We start from the raw sequence: 15104 nt of genomic DNA, 5'->3' as shown, positions 1-15104 counted from the left end.
TGTAGCCAGCGTGATTCTAGTAATGGTTTCTATTCTATAACAAAAAAGGCGACCCGCAGGTCGCCTGATATCACTGATTTGCGCTATGTGAAGGCAAAAAGCTATTTCAGCTCGTCAACCATCTTCGCCGCGCGGCCAATGTAGTTGCCCGGCGTCATGGCTTTCAGGCGCACTTTCTCTTCTTCAGGCAGTGGCAGGCCGTCGATGAAACTGTGCATTCCGGCTTCGTCAACGCGCTTACCGCGAGTCAGCTCTTTCAGTTTCTCATAAGGCTTTTCGATGCCGTAGCGGCGCATCACAGTCTGGATCGGCTCAGCCAGCACTTCCCAGTTGTGATCCAGCTCGAAGGCCAGATTGGCTTCGTTCACTTCCAGCTTGCTCACGCCTTTCATGGTGGCCTGATAGGCAATCAGCGCGTAGCCCAAGCCCACGCCGAGGTTACGCAGCACGGTGGAGTCAGTCAGGTCGCGCTGCCAGCGGGAAACTGGCAGTTTGCTCGCCAAGTGTTGCAGCACGGCGTTAGACAGGCCGAGGTTACCTTCGGAGTTTTCGAAATCGATTGGGTTCACTTTGTGCGGCATGGTGGATGAACCGATTTCGCCAGCGATAGTGCGCTGTTTGAAGTGGTTCAGAGCGATGTAGCCCCAGATGTCGCGGTCGAAGTCGATCAGGATAGTATTGAAGCGCGCCACGCAGTCAAACAGCTCGGCGATGTAGTCGTGCGGCTCGATTTGGGTGGTGTACGGATTCCAGGTCACGCCCAGCGAGGTGACGAACTCTTCGCTGAATTTATGCCAGTCTACTTCCGGGTAAGCCACGATGTGGGCATTGTAGTTGCCGACCGCGCCGTTAATTTTGCCCAGCACTTCAACCTGTTGCAGCTGTTTGTACTGGCGGTCCATACGGTAAGCGACGTTAGCCAGCTCTTTACCGATGGTGGATGGCGTAGCAGGCTGGCCGTGAGTACGGGAGAGCAGCGGGATGTCGCGGAACTGGTGCGCCAGGCCTTTAATGGCATCAATGATTTTCAGCCAGTAAGGAGCAATCACCTCTTCGCGAGCGGTTTTCAGCATCAGCGCGTGGGACAGGTTGTTGATGTCCTCAGAAGTACAGGCGAAGTGGATAAACTCAGACACCGCGTGCAGGGCAGGGATCGCTTCGACTTTTTCTTTCAGGAAATACTCAACGGCTTTAACGTCATGGTTAGTGGTTTTTTCGATGTCTTTGATGCGTTGAGCATCCTTTTCAGCAAAATTTGCCACCAACTGGTCAAGGAAAGCGTTTGCGTCAGCATCAAAAGCAGGAACTTCTTTGATTTCTGCGCACGCTGCCAGTTTTTGCAGCCAACGTACTTCAACCTGCACGCGGAATTTCAGCAGGCCAAATTCGCTGAAGATTGCGCGCAGCGCGCTGACTTTATCACCGTAGCGTCCATCAACGGGGGAAACGGCGGTCAGTGAGGATAATTCCATCGGTAGCAACTCCTGGTCTTAACAATGAGCTAAAATATTTTTCGCCTGTTCAAACAAGCGATTACGGGAAAACATCAGTTGCAGGCGTCCACCGCCTACTTGCTGCCACAGCACGGCTGAGCGGATACCCGCCAGCAGCACGGCCCGGACTTTGGCCTGAACCTGAGGGTTTTGCAAAATGGTAGGTGAACCCGTGACCTGAATGCGCGGGCCGACCGGGCTGACGATATCGACATAAATCGCCGCCAGTGAGCTGATGATCGTCTCAGATTCAAGTTCGAAATGGGCTACTTGACGGTCGAGCTGATCGAGGCGTTCGCCAAGCTTGTTCATCGCCGCTTTATTGGCATTCAGTTTGCGCTCTAACACCATCAGGCTTAGCGCATAGCGGGTTAATTCCGCGCCCGGCCCCTGACGGTTAGCGTTGAGCACGCCAAGCAGCGTTTCTAAACCCATTTTCAAATTGGCTTCATTATTGCCGTAGACCGCGAGCGTTGAGGCCGGATTCATCTCCAGCAGGCTGCGCAACGACACTGACATTTCATGCTGCGCGCAATTCCCTTCATGGGCTAATTGCTGCACCAGACGTGCTGACTGGCACATTCCGGCCAATGCCAACGTAATGTCATAATAATTTTTAGCCACGTCTACTCCTGTAAGCGTTGTTCGGACACCAACCGGCTGGCCGAATCTGAGCCGCAGATCATGCCATAAAATCCTTTTTAAACCCAGTTCGGAATAAGTGCAGATTTACGGGCATATTCTGGTCAAAAATTCGGGACGCATTGGCGTCCCGAATTGATATTTACTGCGTTACAGCGGGTGGCGCTGCTCGATGATACCGCCACCGAGGCAGATCTCATCGATGTAGAACACCGCCGATTGCCCCGGCGTCACTGCCGCCACCGGCGCGTCGAAGCGCACGTCGATGCGATCTTCGCCCAGCGGCGTGACGGTGCAAGGGATGTCCTGCTGGCGATAGCGGGTTTTCACCACGCAGCGCAGCGGGTCGGTCAGGGTTTTGCGATCCACCCAGTGGAGCTGTTGAGCAATCAGGCCCACTGACATCAGGCGCGGGTGTTCACCGCCCTGCGCGACGTACAAAATGTTGTTCGCCACGTCTTTATCCACCACGTACCACGGATCTTCGCCGCCGTCTTTCTGGCCGCCAATGCCCAGACCTTTACGTTGGCCGAGGGTGTGATACATCAGGCCTTGATGCTGTCCCATATCCTGACCATCAACACTCTTGATTGGGCCGGGTTGAGCGGGCAAGTAGCGGCCGAGGAAGTCTTTGAACTTGCGCTCACCGATGAAGCAGATCCCGGTGGAATCCTTCTTCTTGGCGGTGATCAGGTCCAGTTCTTCGGCAATGCGGCGCACTTCAGGTTTTTCCAGCTCACCCACCGGGAACAGGCTCTGGGCGATTTGGTCCGTGCCTAAGGTGTAGAGGAAGTAGCTCTGGTCTTTATTGCCGTCGGTGCCGCGCAGCAGGTGGCTGATGCCGTCAAAGTCCTTGCGGCGCACATAGTGGCCGGTAGCGATGAAATCAGCCCCTAAATCTTCGGCGGCAAATTCCAAGAAGGCTTTGAATTTAATCTCTTTATTGCACAGGATATCCGGGTTTGGCGTGCGTCCCGCTTTGTACTCTTCGAGGAATAATTCGAACACGTTGTCCCAATATTCCGCCGCAAAGTTGACGGTGTGCAGCTTGATGCCCAGCTTGTCACAGACTGCCTGCGCGTCGGCAAGGTCAGTGGCTGCGGTGCAATACTCTTCATTGTCGTCCTCTTCCCAATTTTTCATGAAGAGGCCCTCCACCTGATAGCCTTGCTGTTGCAGCAAATAGGCCGATACGGAGGAGTCGACACCGCCGGACATTCCGACGATCACTTTTTTCTGGCTGTTGTCTTCAGACATTGTCATTCCGAATGATTTTACCGAATTGCATAAATAAATTGCCCGACGGGTGGCGCTTTTGACTGACATTTCACTGCCAGAAGGTCACACGAGGATGAAGGCCGCGCGCAACAAAAAGTCACTCCGGACCGGACAGAGGGTACTACCTAAAAACTAAGCGCGGGATTTTAGCACGTCAGGCGGCCTGCTGCACCGTCGTTTGGTGCCTCAGGCCATCAGCCGTGGATGGCTGTTTGAGCTAGTTCGGCAGATTAAAATTGGCCAGCAGGTCGAGAGGGTAGCGTGCGCTCTGCTGGTAACAGCGAATACTTTCCGCCACCAGTGGCGAACGCAGCTGTTTCGAGCTGAGGATATCTTCCGCGCTGGCCCACACGCAGCGGTCGATATCGCTATCCTGCGGCGCGGTGGCAGGCTGCTGGTCCAAATCAATCACAAAGGCAAAACGCAGGAATGGCGTGCCGTCGGGCGCTTGCCACTGGTGCAATTTCAAGAAGGATTGCGGCTCGGCGTGGATCCCCGTCTCTTCGTAGAGTTCGCGTTTCGCCGCGCTAAAGAGCGTTTCGTCTGCCTCAAGGTGTCCGGCGGGCTGGTTCCAGGTCACTTTGCCATTGACTGTCTCTTCGACAATCAAAAACTGCCCCTGCGATTGCACCACGCAGGCCACGGTAACGTGGGGTTTAAACATCAGTAATCTCCTTCCATTGGCCGGGCTGTAAGTCGCTAAGCTGGTACTCGCCCATGCTAAAACGAATCAGACGTAAAGTGGGAAAGCCGACGTGGGCCGTCATGCGGCGCACCTGTCGGTTGCGACCTTCATATAAGGTGATTTTCAGCCAGCGGGTTGGGATCGCTTTGCGTTCGCGAATTGGCGGGTTGCGCGGCCACAGCCACTCAGGCTCGGCCACCAGCTCCACGCCCGCTGGCAGGGTTTTGCCATCTTTTAGCTCCACGCCTGAACGCAGGGCAGTAATCGCCCCATCGTCGGGTTCACCCTCCACCTGCACATAATAGACTTTGCCGGTGCGTTTGCCCGGCTGAGTTAACGCGGCTTGCAGTTTGCCGTCGTTGGTCAGCACCAGTAAACCTTCGCTATCGCGGTCCAGCCTGCCTGCGGCGTAGACACCTGTTAATGAGATGTAGTCTTTTAGCGTGGCGCGTCCGGCTTCGTCAGTAAACTGCGGTAGCACATCGTAAGGTTTATTGAACAATAGCACTTTTCGTGGCGCGTTTTGTTCGGGACGAACCCTGTCAGGCCGCTTGCTGAAACGTTTAACGTGGTGATTTTTAACAGACATTGTTCTCACAGACATTGAGATAAAAGATAATTGGCGCATTATACGTGAAAACCGTTTCGGATTGGCGCGGGGCGATTATTGAAGTAATATCGACCCGCATCTTACAAATTTTTAACAAAAATGCGCTCGAAGGAGAGGTTAATGGAAAGCAAAGTAGTTGTTCCGGCTGAAGGTAAGAAGATCACAGTTGACGCCCAGGGTAAACTGAACGTTCCTAATAATCCTATTATCCCGTTCATTGAAGGCGACGGTATTGGCGTTGACGTGACCCCAGCCATGATCAAGGTTGTGGATGCGGCGGTTAAAAAAGCCTACAACGGCGAACGCAAAATTTCCTGGATGGAAATCTACACCGGTGAGAAATCGGTTGAACTGTACGGTAAAGACGTATGGCTGCCAGAAGAGACTCTGGACCTGATTCGTGATTACCGCGTGGCTATCAAAGGCCCACTGACTACCCCAGTCGGCGGCGGTATTCGCTCCCTGAACGTTGCCCTGCGCCAGCAGCTTGACCTGTACATCTGCCTGCGTCCGGTTCGTTACTACACCGGTACTCCAAGCCCGGTTAAACGTCCAGAAGACACCGACATGGTTATCTTCCGTGAGAACTCCGAAGACATCTACGCGGGTATCGAGTGGAAAGCCGGTTCTGCTGAAGCAGACAAAGTGATCAAGTTCCTGCAAGACGAAATGGGCGTGAAGAAAATTCGCTTCCCACAAGAATGCGGTATCGGCATCAAGCCTTGTTCTGAAGAAGGCACCAAGCGTCTGGTTCGCGCGGCTATCGAATACACCATCACCAACGATCGTGATTCCCTGACTTTGGTTCACAAAGGCAACATCATGAAGTTCACCGAAGGCGCGTTCAAAGACTGGGGTTACCAGTTGGCACGTGAAGAATTCGGCGGTGAGCTGATTGACGGCGGCCCATGGGTGAAAATCAAGAACCCAAACAACGGCAAAGACATCATCATTAAAGACGTGATTGCTGATGCATTCCTGCAACAGATCCTGCTGCGTCCGGCTGAATACGACGTTATCGCCTGTATGAACCTGAACGGTGACTACATCTCTGACGCCCTGGCGGCGCAGGTTGGCGGTATCGGTATCGCACCGGGTGCTAACATCGGTTCCGATTGCGCACTGTTCGAAGCAACCCACGGTACTGCACCTAAGTACGCAGGTCAGGATAAAGTGAACCCAGGTTCCATCATCCTGTCCGCAGAAATGATGCTGCGCCACATGGAGTGGTTCGAAGCCGCAGACCTGATCGTTAAAGGTATGGAAGGCGCTATCGCTAACAAAACTGTGACTTACGATTTCGAGCGTCTGATGGACGGCGCGAAACTGCGTAAATGCAGCGAGTTCGGCGACGACATCATTTCCAACATGTAATTTGCTGGAATGAATGAGAAAGGAGCCTTAAGGCTCCTTTTTTATCGCCTGCGCTAAGTCTATTTCCTGCTCCTATCTGCTAATTTCAAGGATTTTTCCAGCGTCCTCCTTGTGCCGCGTAACGGGCAGTGGTAAACATGAGCCACTTTTTCCACAAGGGCTATTTTCTTGTCACTCTCATCCTTTTTCAGCGCCTTTTTCCGTCTCGATCTTCGCCGTCTGATCCTGATTTTGGCCGTGACAAGTGCCTTCGTGACGCTGGCTAACAGTTTCTACGCCAGCTATAGCGTGCAGCGCCAACTGCTGATTGATAACACGCTGGAAGCCAATCGGGTATACGCCACCAAGCTTGCCGCGAGCACGGAACTGTTTATCCGCAGCATGCAAAAACAGCTGTTTTACAGCAGCCGTATTGCCGCCGAGCATTTTGACGATCCGGCGATTTTGCAGGCTGAAACTGCCCGTCTCAAATACCAGAGCGACAGCTTTAACTCGGTGGTGATCACCGATGCCCACGGGCTGATCCGCGCTACGTCGCCAGACAGTTTGCAGCTGATGGGGCGCACCATCTCCACCCCAGGCTCGGTCGAGGCGCTGAAGAAGAGGCGGCCTCTGGTCAGCAAGCCCTATATTTCCGCTGCCAATAATTTGGTTATCAATATCTCTACGCCGATTGTCACCGCCGATGGCCGCTATCGTGGTTATATCGGCGGCACCATTTATCTCAAGCAGAAGAGCATTCTTAACGAGCTGCTGGGCGAACACTATTATCGCGATGGCTCTTATATCGCGGTGATCGACAGCGACCGGCGCGTGCTCTACCACCCCAATATGGACAACGTGGGCAAAGTGTTACCGCCACGGCCCATCACCGATGCGGTGAAAAAAGCCGGTAACGGCAGTCTGGTGATGGAGAATTACACCGGCGAAGCCGTGTTAGCGGGCTATGCGCAGGTCCCCTCGACCGGCTGGGAAATCGTGACGCTGCGCCCGACTGACTCCACCCTCAAGCCGTTGCAGGGGTTGATGTTTAAAGTGTTGCGCCATCTGACGCCGTTGGCGCTGGTGACGCTGCTCTGCGTGTGGCTGCTTTCGCGGCTGATTGCCCGGCCTCTGCGCCAGCTGGCTCGTAGCGCCAATGAGATGGATAAGCCAGACGTTTCCAATAATATTCGCATGATCCCGGACTGGTATTTCGAAGTGACGCAGTTGAAACGCGCCCTGCTGGTGGGCATCAGCCTGCTGCAAAAGAAAATCGGCAAGCTGAAGTTTGAGGTACAAACCGATCCACTGACCGGGCTGTTTAACCGGCGCGGGCTGGCGACGGCGCTGGAATATATTCAGCAGATGAAGCTGAGCTTCTCGGTGATCGCGCTAGATATCGACCACTTCAAAAAGGTTAACGACACCTATGGTCACGATGTGGGCGATGAGGTGATTAAGCAGCTTGCCCAGCAGATCCGCGCCAGTTCGCGTGAGAGCGATATTCTTTGTCGCAACGGCGGCGAGGAGTTTTTGATGGTACTGCCGGGCACCGGGCTGGACGTAGCGGCGCAAATCGCCGAGCGTTTGCGCGGTATGGTGGCTGAAATGGACGTGGTGGATATCGATAAAATCACTATCTCTCTCGGGGTGGCCGCGGGGGTGTCGAGCAAAAATCACGCAGAGAAAGTATTGAAAAAGGCCGACGAAGCCCTGTATCTTGCCAAGCAGGAAGGGCGAAACCGTGTGATTGTGTCGTCCTAATGGCAATACAGAGATAAGTGAGAACGTTTGAGGAATTTGTCCCGCAGCGAGTTTGCCGCTGAAATTTACCAATATCCTGAGCATCTGCGAGATAATTTGGCGCAGTTGCCTTCTTCTCCCGGCGTTTATATTTTTCACGGTGTGAGCGAGCAGATGCCGCTCTACATCGGCAAAAGCGTCAATATTCGTACTCGCGTGATGTCCCATTTTCGCGCGAAAGACGAAGCCCGCATGTTGCGCCAGACCACCCATATCTCCTTTGTCGAAACGGCAGGGGAGCTGGGCGCGCTGCTGACCGAGGCGCGGATGATTAAGGAGCAGCAGCCGCTATTTAATAAAAGGCTGCGGCGTTCCAAACAGCTATGCTCGTTGCATATTCAAGAGGGCAAGGTGGCGGTGGCTTATGCCAAAGAGATCGACTTCTCCAGCACGCCGGGGCTGTTTGGGCTGTTTGCCAATCGCACCGTGGCGTTAGAAAAGCTGCGGCAGTTGGCGGATGAGCAGAAGCTCTGTTATGGCATTTTGGGCATTGAGAAGCTGGCTAAAAATCGCGCCTGTTTTCGTTACAGCCTGAAGCGCTGCGCCGGGGCATGCTGTGGCGCGGAATCACTGGACGCGCATCAACAGCGTCTGGAAGCGTCGCTGGCGTCGTTGCGGCTGCACTGCTGGAACTGGCCGGGACGCATTGCCATTGTTGAGAAAGGGGCGAACTTCACCCAGTACCATATTATTCAGGATTGGTTCTATCTCGGCACCGTGGATTCGCTGCAAGATGAGGAGAGTCTGCAAAAAGTCTCCACTTACTTTGACAGCGACGGCTACAAGATCCTCTGCAAGCCGCTGCTGGATGGCCGTTTCGAGACCATTCAGCTGTAGCAGAACGCGACTGTGGAAAATAATCAGGGAGCCGAAGCTCCCTGAATTTTAAGATTTATTGGCCGCCGTCTGCGCCTTCTCTTCCTTCGCCTTGGCGGCTAAGTGATGCCCGACAGCACAGCCCGCCACGGCACCCAATACGGCATGGTGCTTAAGGTGCCCGGCCGCTGCGCCCACCGCTGCCCCTTTCAGACAGCCTTCTGCATGAGCCAGTGTACTGACCGACAACATCATGGTCAGTGCCAGAGTGTAAATCGTTTTTCTTGTCATAAATTCATCTCACCACGTCAACAATGAAGGCAAAACCTGCGCTGAAAATGTCACATCGCGCCCCGATATTCTATGGGGGCATCTGTAACCAGTTGCTGCATTTGTTACCTGTTTGGCGGAGTCACTCGCGAAGCGCCTCTGCAAGCCGCACGGCCCGAGCGTTGTAGGAATTTGGCCGGGCGGGGACATAGTTACAGCTTGGCAACGCCGCGAAATGAGATGCTAAACGGTTGAATATTGGTTTAATCATCGGACGGGCTGGCGCGGGAATGTAAACAGTTTTATCAGCACTTTTGCACGCTCTGCTAAACTTATCGGTAGGCTCAGTGCAATGACCTGCTTGTTCCATATTCCGCTGGGTCGCCTTCACCAGAACAGAAGGATATCACTATGTCTGAACATGACCTTTTGCAGTCTCTGGTAGCCCGCATTGAGGCACTCGAACAGCGCGAAAAGCAGCTGACTTATGCCTCCAACGCCTATCAAGCCATCCTGACCACATTGCTGGGAAATCTGGATAAAGAGACCCGCGATAAAGTGATTATGATGGTGGATCAGGCCCATGATATTGCTTACGCCCGCGCCAATCTGGAGCAGAAAGGCAATATTTTGGGGGCTGATGACATCACTCAGCGGATTTTCCTGTTTGCGCAAGGACGTGCTGCACAGTCTAAATAGGGCCGGATGCCACGTTATTGCGCAGTTTATTCCTTCCTTCTCTCGCGGTAATGAGAGGGAATAGATAAACTGCGCCCCTTCAATAGTGATCTTCTCATTTCAGTGCCTGTCCACGTGCGTGGTCGGGCGTTTTGTGTGTGGAGTAGAGGCAAAATGCAAAATTTCATTCTGTTTTATAAGTTAAGCAGGGCGGCGCTAATTAACGCCTTACCCAGGGCGGTTGAGTTTGATTCTCTTGAAGTCGTGAATCAGGCTTTGCGAAACGGTGAGTTTGGCGCAAGCAGAACCGGCTGGACGCTGGATAAAGAAGCCAACGAAGAACCGCCGAGCAGCATGTTTGCCGCCGTGCCGAACTATGACTATTTCTTTGTCGATGAGCAGGGCGAAAGGGTCGAAGAGCCGGGCCTTGACGGCCGCGAACTGATTATCGACTTTGAAGCCACGCTGAATTGGATGGTGATGAATGGCTATCTGTACGGCGAGAAAGGCAGTTATGTGGTCTTAGACAAGTGCCTGCGCACCTTAACCCCCGAGATCGTGCAGTCTGCCTGAGTTAATTTCTCACCCGATTGGCCTTTAACATATTAATAGCCGCGCCCAACAGGATGCGGCTTTTTACATTTTGCGTGCTGCCCAGTTGACCGTCGAGATAGCCGACCAGCGCGTCATTGCTCAAATACTCTCCCCGATGATGCAAATGGATCACCGCATCGCCAATAATTCGTGAAACCTCATCCCAAAGGGGTTGGATTTCACTTTCCGATAATTTCATCTCTCCTCCCGCTGTGTGATTTTTCTCCAATCTAACATCTGGACGCGATGAGGCAAGCCCCGATGTAGGGAGAAATATGAACTTTTCGCGATGGGCATAAGCAGGAGGGAGAAGTGAAGTCCGGCGGTGCAGCGGCCTTAAAGCCACTGCGCCGCCGGATAACGGCAGTGAAAAATTAGTGCTTAATCACGTACAAATCTTTGGTGTAAATGTAACCCAGCGGGCTCTTATTGTCGTAACCGCCAATGAAAGGTTTCACCAGTTTGGCGCTGACATATTGGTACAACGGGATAACCGGAACCTGCTCCGACAGCACGTCTTCAGCCTGCTGGTAGAACTCGCCGGCCTGGGCTTTGTCTTTCGCCGTCAGGGCGTCGTCCAGCGCTTTATCATAGGCGGCGTCGCTGAATTTCGAGGAGTTCTCGCTGTCGCCGGTGCGCAGGGTATTCAGGAACGTGGATGGCTCATTGTAGTCGGCGATCCAGGCATAGCGTATTGCGTCATAGTTACCCTGACGCTTGGTGTCGAGCATGGTTTTCCACTCTTGGTTTTGCAGGGTGGCATCCACGCCCAGATTCTTCTTCCACATCGAACTGGCGGCGATAGCAATACGCTGGTGAGATTCCGACGTGTTGTACAACAGATTGAATTTTAGAGGTTTGGAAGGGCCATAGCCTGCTTCGCTGAGCAGTTTTTTCGCCTCGGCGACGCGCTGCTCCTGGGTCATCTGCTGATATTTATTTTTCTTAAACTCGAAGCCGCCCGTGTTATCCGGCACCACGGCCCATGCGGGTTTTTGCCCCTGTCCCAACACCTTATTGGCGATAATGTCCTTATCCAATGCCAGATTGAGCGCCTGACGAACGCGTACATCGTTGAAAGGCGGGCGGGTGGTATTGAGGGAGTAGTAATACACGCCCAGTTTAGGGCCGACATGCACCTGTGAGCCGAGCTGTTTTTTCAGCGCGGTGAATTGGATTTCAGGCACGGTACTCGTGATATCGATTTCACCGGCCTTATAGCGGTTGACGTCGGCGGTGCCGGAAACAATCGGTAGGTAGGTGACTTTGTTAACAACAGTATGTTCGTTGTCCCAGTAATTCGGGTTGCGCACGGAAACGACGCGTTCATTAACGGTCCAGCTATCGAGCTTGAAGGCGCCGCTGCTGACTAAATTGCCCGGCTGGGTCCACTTATCGCCAAATTTTTTGATTGCGGCTTCCGGCAGTGGGAACAGCGTTGGGTGCGCGGCCATGCCGAGGAAGTAGGAGATCGGCTGGTCCAGCGTCACTTCAATGGTGTGCGCGTCGAGGGCTTTCACGCCCAAAGTGTCAGGTTTCTTTTTACCGTCGGTAATGTCCGCGGCATTGAGAATATGCATGCTGCTTGGGTAAGTGGCATACGGCGAGGCGATGGTGGGATCTACTAAACGGCGCCAGCTGAATACCACATCTTCGGCGGTGATTGGCGAACCGTCGGACCATTTCAGGTCAGGGCGCAGATGGAAGGTCCACACTTTATTGTCTTTATTATCCCAGCTAGCCGCCAGAGAGGGGTGAGGATTACCTTGATCATCAATGCTTACCAGCCCGGCGAACAGGTCGGCGATGATGTTGAATTCAACGTCGCTGGAGACTTTGTGGGCATCAAGAGAAGCCGGTTCACTGCCGTTGTTACGCACAATTTCTTGTTTAGCGGCCAATTCCACGCCTGCGGGCACTTGTGCTGCCTGAGCGGGAATTGAGGAAAGGAAGGTACTGGAAATTAAGAGTGCCAGAGGGATCTGCTTGAAAATCGCGTTACGTTTTTGCTGCATCATTGCCATCTCCTGTCCTGTTAATATAGTTAAATATCAATAAGTAACAGGATAGTCATACCTTTGGCTGATACGTTTGGCAATACATATGTCAGATTTATGTTAGAGCTGTTACAAGAACAGGACAATATAGTGTGATCACCCTCTAAAAGTCAGCATTCTCTCGGGCGGGCAGATAGTAGCCGTCGATAAAATCTTCCAATGGGTAGCATCCGGCGTGGCGCAAACCCTCCTGGCGCATAGCGGCCATGCATTGTTGTTTGGTATCAAAGGCATCGATAGCCAGATCATCACAGCCACCACCGAGATAGCAAATGGTCAATACAAGCGCGAACATAACCTCTCCTTTTTGCTCCGCTTCATCAAGCATAGAAGATATGCAGCGATAACCACAGCCGGGCTGACCTGATTGCTGAGAATTTAAACATTCCGCTCATTCTCAACGCAGATGAGCACCGTCAGGATAAAATAAGTGACGCGACATGCTATTCTGGCGGCCAAATTTTTTAGCCAAGTGCGCCTACATTGCGTGCATGCCAAGAGGAATTCCCATGTCCGAGCTTTTAACCCAAGAACAAGAGTACGCGTCTGACTTAGTCGCCTGTCAGCTGGTCATTAAGCAGATTTTGGATGTGATTGACGTTATTGCGCCGACCGAAGTGCGCGACAAGATGTCGCACCAGCTGAAAAGCATCGATTTTTCACGCCATCCGGCGGGCGCGGATCCCGTCACCAAGCGCGCCATCGAAAAAGCTATCGCGCTGATTGACCTGAAATTCACCAAGCACGACAGCTAGTCGTCAGGCTGTTGATGGGCGTCAGGCAAAAAAATGCCCACCTTGGTGGGCATTCTATTAACGCTATTTCGCTGTACGGCGCGACTATTTTTTGTCGACCACTTCATCTATTTGCTTGAATATCGGGCACTTGGCCACGCCAACGATGCCGCTATCGGTATGCAGATACTGTGAATCAACAATACCTCGCGCCGTTAAATACTGACACTTCAGGCCCAATCCTGCCGCATTTTCGCTGCTTCCCACGGTAACGCCATAACCTGAGAAGAGAAAAATTGCATAAATAATCACCAAAACAATAATGGCTTTAATCGCACCCATTTGCTGCCTTCCTTTTTGTACTCCCTGAGGAGTCTCAGGGTGTTGATAAGTATAGATGTAAGAAGGATCCCGTCGCTATGGGCAGTGTAAAAATACAGTGTATTCCTAGAATCAATGCTTCTGACTTAGTAATATGTGCTGCTTATGTGGATAGGGGCGGGGTTGTTAATATTTTGTTTAAGGTTCGTGGCGTAGCATCACTTTATGAATCATTAAGTGTTGGATGCTGACGTTGAGCTCTGATAAACCCGATACCAACCGGAAGAAACCGACCATAAAACCGAAACGATCTTTCTTTAACCTGAAGAAACTTAGCCTGATTTTAGTTCTCTTGGTTATCTGCATCGCGCTCTATCTTCTGGCATTGAACAGCTACTGCGATCAAGGTGGAAACTTTGAACTCGGTGTCTGCGCGGTGACATCCTTCATCCCCTGGTAGTTTTCCCGCCCAGACCGCTAAAAATGGCGAGTTTTTGGGATGGGCTCTTCCCAGCTTTCAGCGGAATGGTAAGATACGTGCTCGTTAAAATTTAGCTGTAGGGTTGTCAATGTTCGATCTCGCAATGGGCCAATCCAGCCTGGCCTCATTGGTGCTGTGTGTTTTGTTTATTTTGCTATTTTTGCTGCTGTGGTTTGTGGTTAACCGCGCCAGCGTCAGAGCTAATCAGCAAATTCAGCTTTTACAGGAAATCGCTGAACAGCAGCGCCAACAAACGGAGCTGTTAAAAATTCTTGCTGCGCAGGTTAAAGGGCCAACCCCTCAAGAGCCTGAGGAAGAGGATTCCGTGCTCAGCCTGCGGGGCTTTATCCCCGAAAGATAAGCGTTTGGATTGATGCTTTTGATCTCACCCAAGCCCGCCGGTGTTACTACCTGCGGGCTTTTCTTTGTTTCCGATTTGGCTTTCATAAAACTGTCTTATTTCTGTCGTAGTCTCAGGGCAACAACGATACCCGATGGAATGACGATGATTAAATGGTCTGAAGAGAACGACAGCGAGCTGAACCACAATATTGCCTTACTGACGGGCGAAGAGCCTGACAAATGGTATCCCTACGGCGGCGTCAAAGGTAAAGACTACTGCAACAACCCTTCCGATGCCTGGCCGATTATTTGTGCCAATAAAATTAGCCTTAATGCCACTGAACGGCCGGGAGATACCCGCTGGTCCGCGCAAATCCAAAGCGAGCAGGGGCATTGGCATGCCGATAGTCACCGACCACTGCGTGCTGCGATGGTTTGTTTCTTGTTAAGTAAAACTTGCGCGCAATAAAAAGCGCAGAGATACTCATTCTGTAACAAAGTTGCAAAGAAGTGATTCGAATAAGCATCGCGCGAAGCGATGCGTATCAAGTGATTAATGTTTCCTCATTTTGACAGTTGTGTCTAAGGCGGAGTCCATTATGAAGCGCATCATTAAAGGTGATAAAAATCTCTCCCATTTGGTGGTTGCCCATGCAGCCATCGATAGTCATGAAAAAGCCTACGGCACGCGACGCCAGGGCTGGCCCTCAACGTACCTCATCAAATACAAAGACTCTCGTGTGGCGGTAGAAGTGGTTACCCGCCGGCAATCTTACGTTGCTACCCTTATGATTGGAGCCAGAAATCTCACCAAACTTTGTGCAGAAGCTGCCTGAGTAAAGTCCTGTCACGGATGTTGCAGTAAAACTTTGTACATACTACTGTTTATTCACACCCAAACCGCGATGAGGCTAGCTTTCATCGCGGTTTTTACTTCCCATAAG

The 15104-nt window shown here is 52.3% G+C and carries 20 protein-coding genes; 10 read left to right on the top strand and 10 right to left on the bottom strand.

The window, feature by feature from the left end; genetic code table 11:
- Positions 1-101 precede the first annotated feature (101 nt).
- The 5 genes from purB to rluE form a co-directional block, all read right to left on the bottom strand.
- Positions 102-1472, bottom strand: a complete 1371-nt coding sequence (gene purB, locus V2154_RS12525) for an adenylosuccinate lyase (protein WP_353502521.1) — start codon at positions 1470-1472, stop codon at positions 102-104.
- A gap of 18 nt (positions 1473-1490) precedes the next feature.
- Positions 1491-2117, bottom strand: a complete 627-nt coding sequence (gene hflD / locus V2154_RS12520; protein WP_353502520.1) for a high frequency lysogenization protein HflD — start codon at positions 2115-2117, stop codon at positions 1491-1493.
- Between the two features lie 168 nt (positions 2118-2285).
- Positions 2286-3392 (bottom strand): tRNA 2-thiouridine(34) synthase MnmA, encoded by a 1107-nt coding sequence (gene mnmA / locus V2154_RS12515; protein WP_353502519.1) that lies wholly within the window; start codon positions 3390-3392, stop codon positions 2286-2288.
- A gap of 238 nt (positions 3393-3630) precedes the next feature.
- A complete protein-coding gene (locus V2154_RS12510) occupies positions 3631-4077 on the bottom strand; it encodes an NUDIX hydrolase (RefSeq protein WP_353502518.1) in 447 nt (148 codons plus the stop codon).
- Positions 4070-4726: a 23S rRNA pseudouridine(2457) synthase RluE gene (rluE, locus tag V2154_RS12505; RefSeq protein ID WP_353502517.1), complete on the bottom strand. Its 657-nt coding sequence runs from the start codon at positions 4724-4726 to the stop codon at positions 4070-4072. Before rluE ends, V2154_RS12510 begins: the two co-directional genes overlap by 8 nt.
- A 102-nt stretch (positions 4727-4828) precedes the next feature.
- Here rluE and icd point away from each other — a divergent pair, with 102 nt between their 5' ends.
- The 3 genes from icd to cho all read left to right on the top strand — a co-directional run bounded on the left by icd (position 4829) and on the right by cho (position 8704).
- On the top strand, positions 4829-6082 hold the full coding sequence (gene icd / locus V2154_RS12500; RefSeq protein ID WP_353502516.1) for an NADP-dependent isocitrate dehydrogenase: 1254 nt from the start codon (positions 4829-4831) through the stop codon (positions 6080-6082).
- Positions 6083-6250: 168 nt separating this feature from the next.
- Positions 6251-7828 carry a sensor domain-containing diguanylate cyclase gene (locus V2154_RS12495; RefSeq protein WP_353502515.1) on the top strand — a complete coding sequence of 526 codons (1578 nt, stop codon included), beginning with the start codon at positions 6251-6253 and terminating at the stop codon, positions 7826-7828.
- Positions 7829-7855: 27 nt separating this feature from the next.
- Positions 7856-8704 carry an excinuclease Cho gene (cho, locus tag V2154_RS12490; RefSeq protein ID WP_353502514.1) on the top strand — a complete coding sequence of 283 codons (849 nt, stop codon included), beginning with the start codon at positions 7856-7858 and terminating at the stop codon, positions 8702-8704.
- Between the two features lie 48 nt (positions 8705-8752).
- Here the strand turns inward: cho and V2154_RS12485 are convergent, their stop codons facing one another.
- The gene (locus V2154_RS12485; RefSeq protein WP_353502513.1) at positions 8753-8974 is read right to left on the bottom strand and encodes a hypothetical protein; all 222 of its coding nucleotides are present in this window, start codon (positions 8972-8974) and stop codon (positions 8753-8755) included.
- Between the two features lie 390 nt (positions 8975-9364).
- On the opposite strand from V2154_RS12485, the gene V2154_RS12480 reads away from it, so the two are divergent.
- Positions 9365-9652, top strand: coding sequence for a hypothetical protein (locus tag V2154_RS12480; protein WP_353502512.1), 288 nt, complete (start codon positions 9365-9367; stop codon positions 9650-9652).
- A gap of 153 nt (positions 9653-9805) precedes the next feature.
- Positions 9806-10204: a hypothetical protein gene (locus tag V2154_RS12475; RefSeq protein ID WP_353502511.1), complete on the top strand. Its 399-nt coding sequence runs from the start codon at positions 9806-9808 to the stop codon at positions 10202-10204.
- A 1-nt stretch (position 10205) separates the two neighbouring features.
- On the opposite strand, the gene V2154_RS12470 is transcribed toward V2154_RS12475, so the two are convergent.
- The 3 genes from V2154_RS12470 to V2154_RS12460 form a co-directional block, all read right to left on the bottom strand.
- Entirely contained in the window at positions 10206-10424 is a 219-nt protein-coding gene (locus V2154_RS12470; RefSeq protein ID WP_353502510.1) for a hypothetical protein, read from the bottom strand.
- A gap of 175 nt (positions 10425-10599) precedes the next feature.
- Positions 10600-12243 carry an ABC transporter substrate-binding protein gene (locus V2154_RS12465; protein WP_437342002.1) on the bottom strand — a complete coding sequence of 548 codons (1644 nt, stop codon included), beginning with the start codon at positions 12241-12243 and terminating at the stop codon, positions 10600-10602.
- 142 nt (positions 12244-12385) lie between these two features.
- Positions 12386-12577 carry a YdfD/YebW family protein gene (locus V2154_RS12460; RefSeq protein ID WP_353502509.1) on the bottom strand — a complete coding sequence of 64 codons (192 nt, stop codon included), beginning with the start codon at positions 12575-12577 and terminating at the stop codon, positions 12386-12388.
- A 214-nt stretch (positions 12578-12791) separates the two neighbouring features.
- On the opposite strand from V2154_RS12460, the gene V2154_RS12455 reads away from it, so the two are divergent.
- On the top strand, positions 12792-13037 hold the full coding sequence (locus V2154_RS12455) for a DUF2766 family protein (protein ID WP_034791303.1): 246 nt from the start codon (positions 12792-12794) through the stop codon (positions 13035-13037).
- Between the two features lie 84 nt (positions 13038-13121).
- Here the strand turns inward: V2154_RS12455 and V2154_RS12450 are convergent, their stop codons facing one another.
- Positions 13122-13358 (bottom strand): YobH family protein, encoded by a 237-nt coding sequence (locus V2154_RS12450; protein ID WP_034791302.1) that lies wholly within the window; start codon positions 13356-13358, stop codon positions 13122-13124.
- Between the two features lie 316 nt (positions 13359-13674).
- Here V2154_RS12450 and mgrB point away from each other — a divergent pair, with 316 nt between their 5' ends.
- From mgrB to V2154_RS12430, 4 genes are all read left to right on the top strand, one after another.
- On the top strand, positions 13675-13797 hold the full coding sequence (mgrB, locus tag V2154_RS24910; protein ID WP_437342034.1) for a PhoP/PhoQ regulatory lipoprotein MgrB: 123 nt from the start codon (positions 13675-13677) through the stop codon (positions 13795-13797).
- Positions 13798-13906: 109 nt separating this feature from the next.
- On the top strand, positions 13907-14179 hold the full coding sequence (locus tag V2154_RS12440; RefSeq protein ID WP_353502507.1) for a YebO family protein: 273 nt from the start codon (positions 13907-13909) through the stop codon (positions 14177-14179).
- A gap of 144 nt (positions 14180-14323) precedes the next feature.
- Positions 14324-14629 carry a phage protein NinX family protein gene (locus V2154_RS12435; protein ID WP_353502506.1) on the top strand — a complete coding sequence of 102 codons (306 nt, stop codon included), beginning with the start codon at positions 14324-14326 and terminating at the stop codon, positions 14627-14629.
- A gap of 130 nt (positions 14630-14759) precedes the next feature.
- Positions 14760-14996, top strand: coding sequence for a DUF4060 family protein (locus V2154_RS12430; protein WP_353502505.1), 237 nt, complete (start codon positions 14760-14762; stop codon positions 14994-14996).
- Positions 14997-15104 lie beyond the last annotated feature (108 nt).

This window comes from Ewingella sp. CoE-038-23, from assembly GCF_040419245.1.
Classification (GTDB): Bacteria; Pseudomonadota; Gammaproteobacteria; order Enterobacterales; family Enterobacteriaceae; genus Ewingella; species Ewingella allii.
The sequence above is the reverse complement of the archived record's forward strand: the minus strand, read 5'-3'. Positions and strand labels throughout refer to the sequence as shown.

What these genes read in the sequence shown, in the direction of transcription:
- purB (WP_353502521.1), bottom strand. Translation starts at nt 1,472, where the DNA reads ATGGAATTATCCTCACTGACCGCCGTTTCCCCCGTTGATGGACGCTAC.
- mnmA (WP_353502519.1), bottom strand. Translation starts at nt 3,392, where the DNA reads ATGTCTGAAGACAACAGCCAGAAAAAAGTGATCGTCGGAATGTCCGGC.
- V2154_RS12510 (WP_353502518.1), bottom strand. Translation starts at nt 4,077, where the DNA reads ATGTTTAAACCCCACGTTACCGTGGCCTGCGTGGTGCAATCGCAGGGG.
- rluE (WP_353502517.1), bottom strand. Translation starts at nt 4,726, where the DNA reads ATGCGCCAATTATCTTTTATCTCAATGTCTGTGAGAACAATGTCTGTT.
- icd (WP_353502516.1), top strand. Translation starts at nt 4,829, where the DNA reads ATGGAAAGCAAAGTAGTTGTTCCGGCTGAAGGTAAGAAGATCACAGTT.
- V2154_RS12485 (WP_353502513.1), bottom strand. Translation starts at nt 8,974, where the DNA reads ATGACAAGAAAAACGATTTACACTCTGGCACTGACCATGATGTTGTCG.
- V2154_RS12480 (WP_353502512.1), top strand. Translation starts at nt 9,365, where the DNA reads ATGTCTGAACATGACCTTTTGCAGTCTCTGGTAGCCCGCATTGAGGCA.
- V2154_RS12475 (WP_353502511.1), top strand. Translation starts at nt 9,806, where the DNA reads ATGCAAAATTTCATTCTGTTTTATAAGTTAAGCAGGGCGGCGCTAATT.
- V2154_RS12470 (WP_353502510.1), bottom strand. Translation starts at nt 10,424, where the DNA reads ATGAAATTATCGGAAAGTGAAATCCAACCCCTTTGGGATGAGGTTTCA.
- V2154_RS12465 (WP_437342002.1), bottom strand. Translation starts at nt 12,243, where the DNA reads ATGATGCAGCAAAAACGTAACGCGATTTTCAAGCAGATCCCTCTGGCA.
- V2154_RS12460 (WP_353502509.1), bottom strand. Translation starts at nt 12,577, where the DNA reads ATGTTCGCGCTTGTATTGACCATTTGCTATCTCGGTGGTGGCTGTGAT.
- V2154_RS12455 (WP_034791303.1), top strand. Translation starts at nt 12,792, where the DNA reads ATGTCCGAGCTTTTAACCCAAGAACAAGAGTACGCGTCTGACTTAGTC.
- V2154_RS12450 (WP_034791302.1), bottom strand. Translation starts at nt 13,358, where the DNA reads ATGGGTGCGATTAAAGCCATTATTGTTTTGGTGATTATTTATGCAATT.
- V2154_RS12440 (WP_353502507.1), top strand. Translation starts at nt 13,907, where the DNA reads ATGTTCGATCTCGCAATGGGCCAATCCAGCCTGGCCTCATTGGTGCTG.
- V2154_RS12435 (WP_353502506.1), top strand. Translation starts at nt 14,324, where the DNA reads ATGATTAAATGGTCTGAAGAGAACGACAGCGAGCTGAACCACAATATT.
- V2154_RS12430 (WP_353502505.1), top strand. Translation starts at nt 14,760, where the DNA reads ATGAAGCGCATCATTAAAGGTGATAAAAATCTCTCCCATTTGGTGGTT.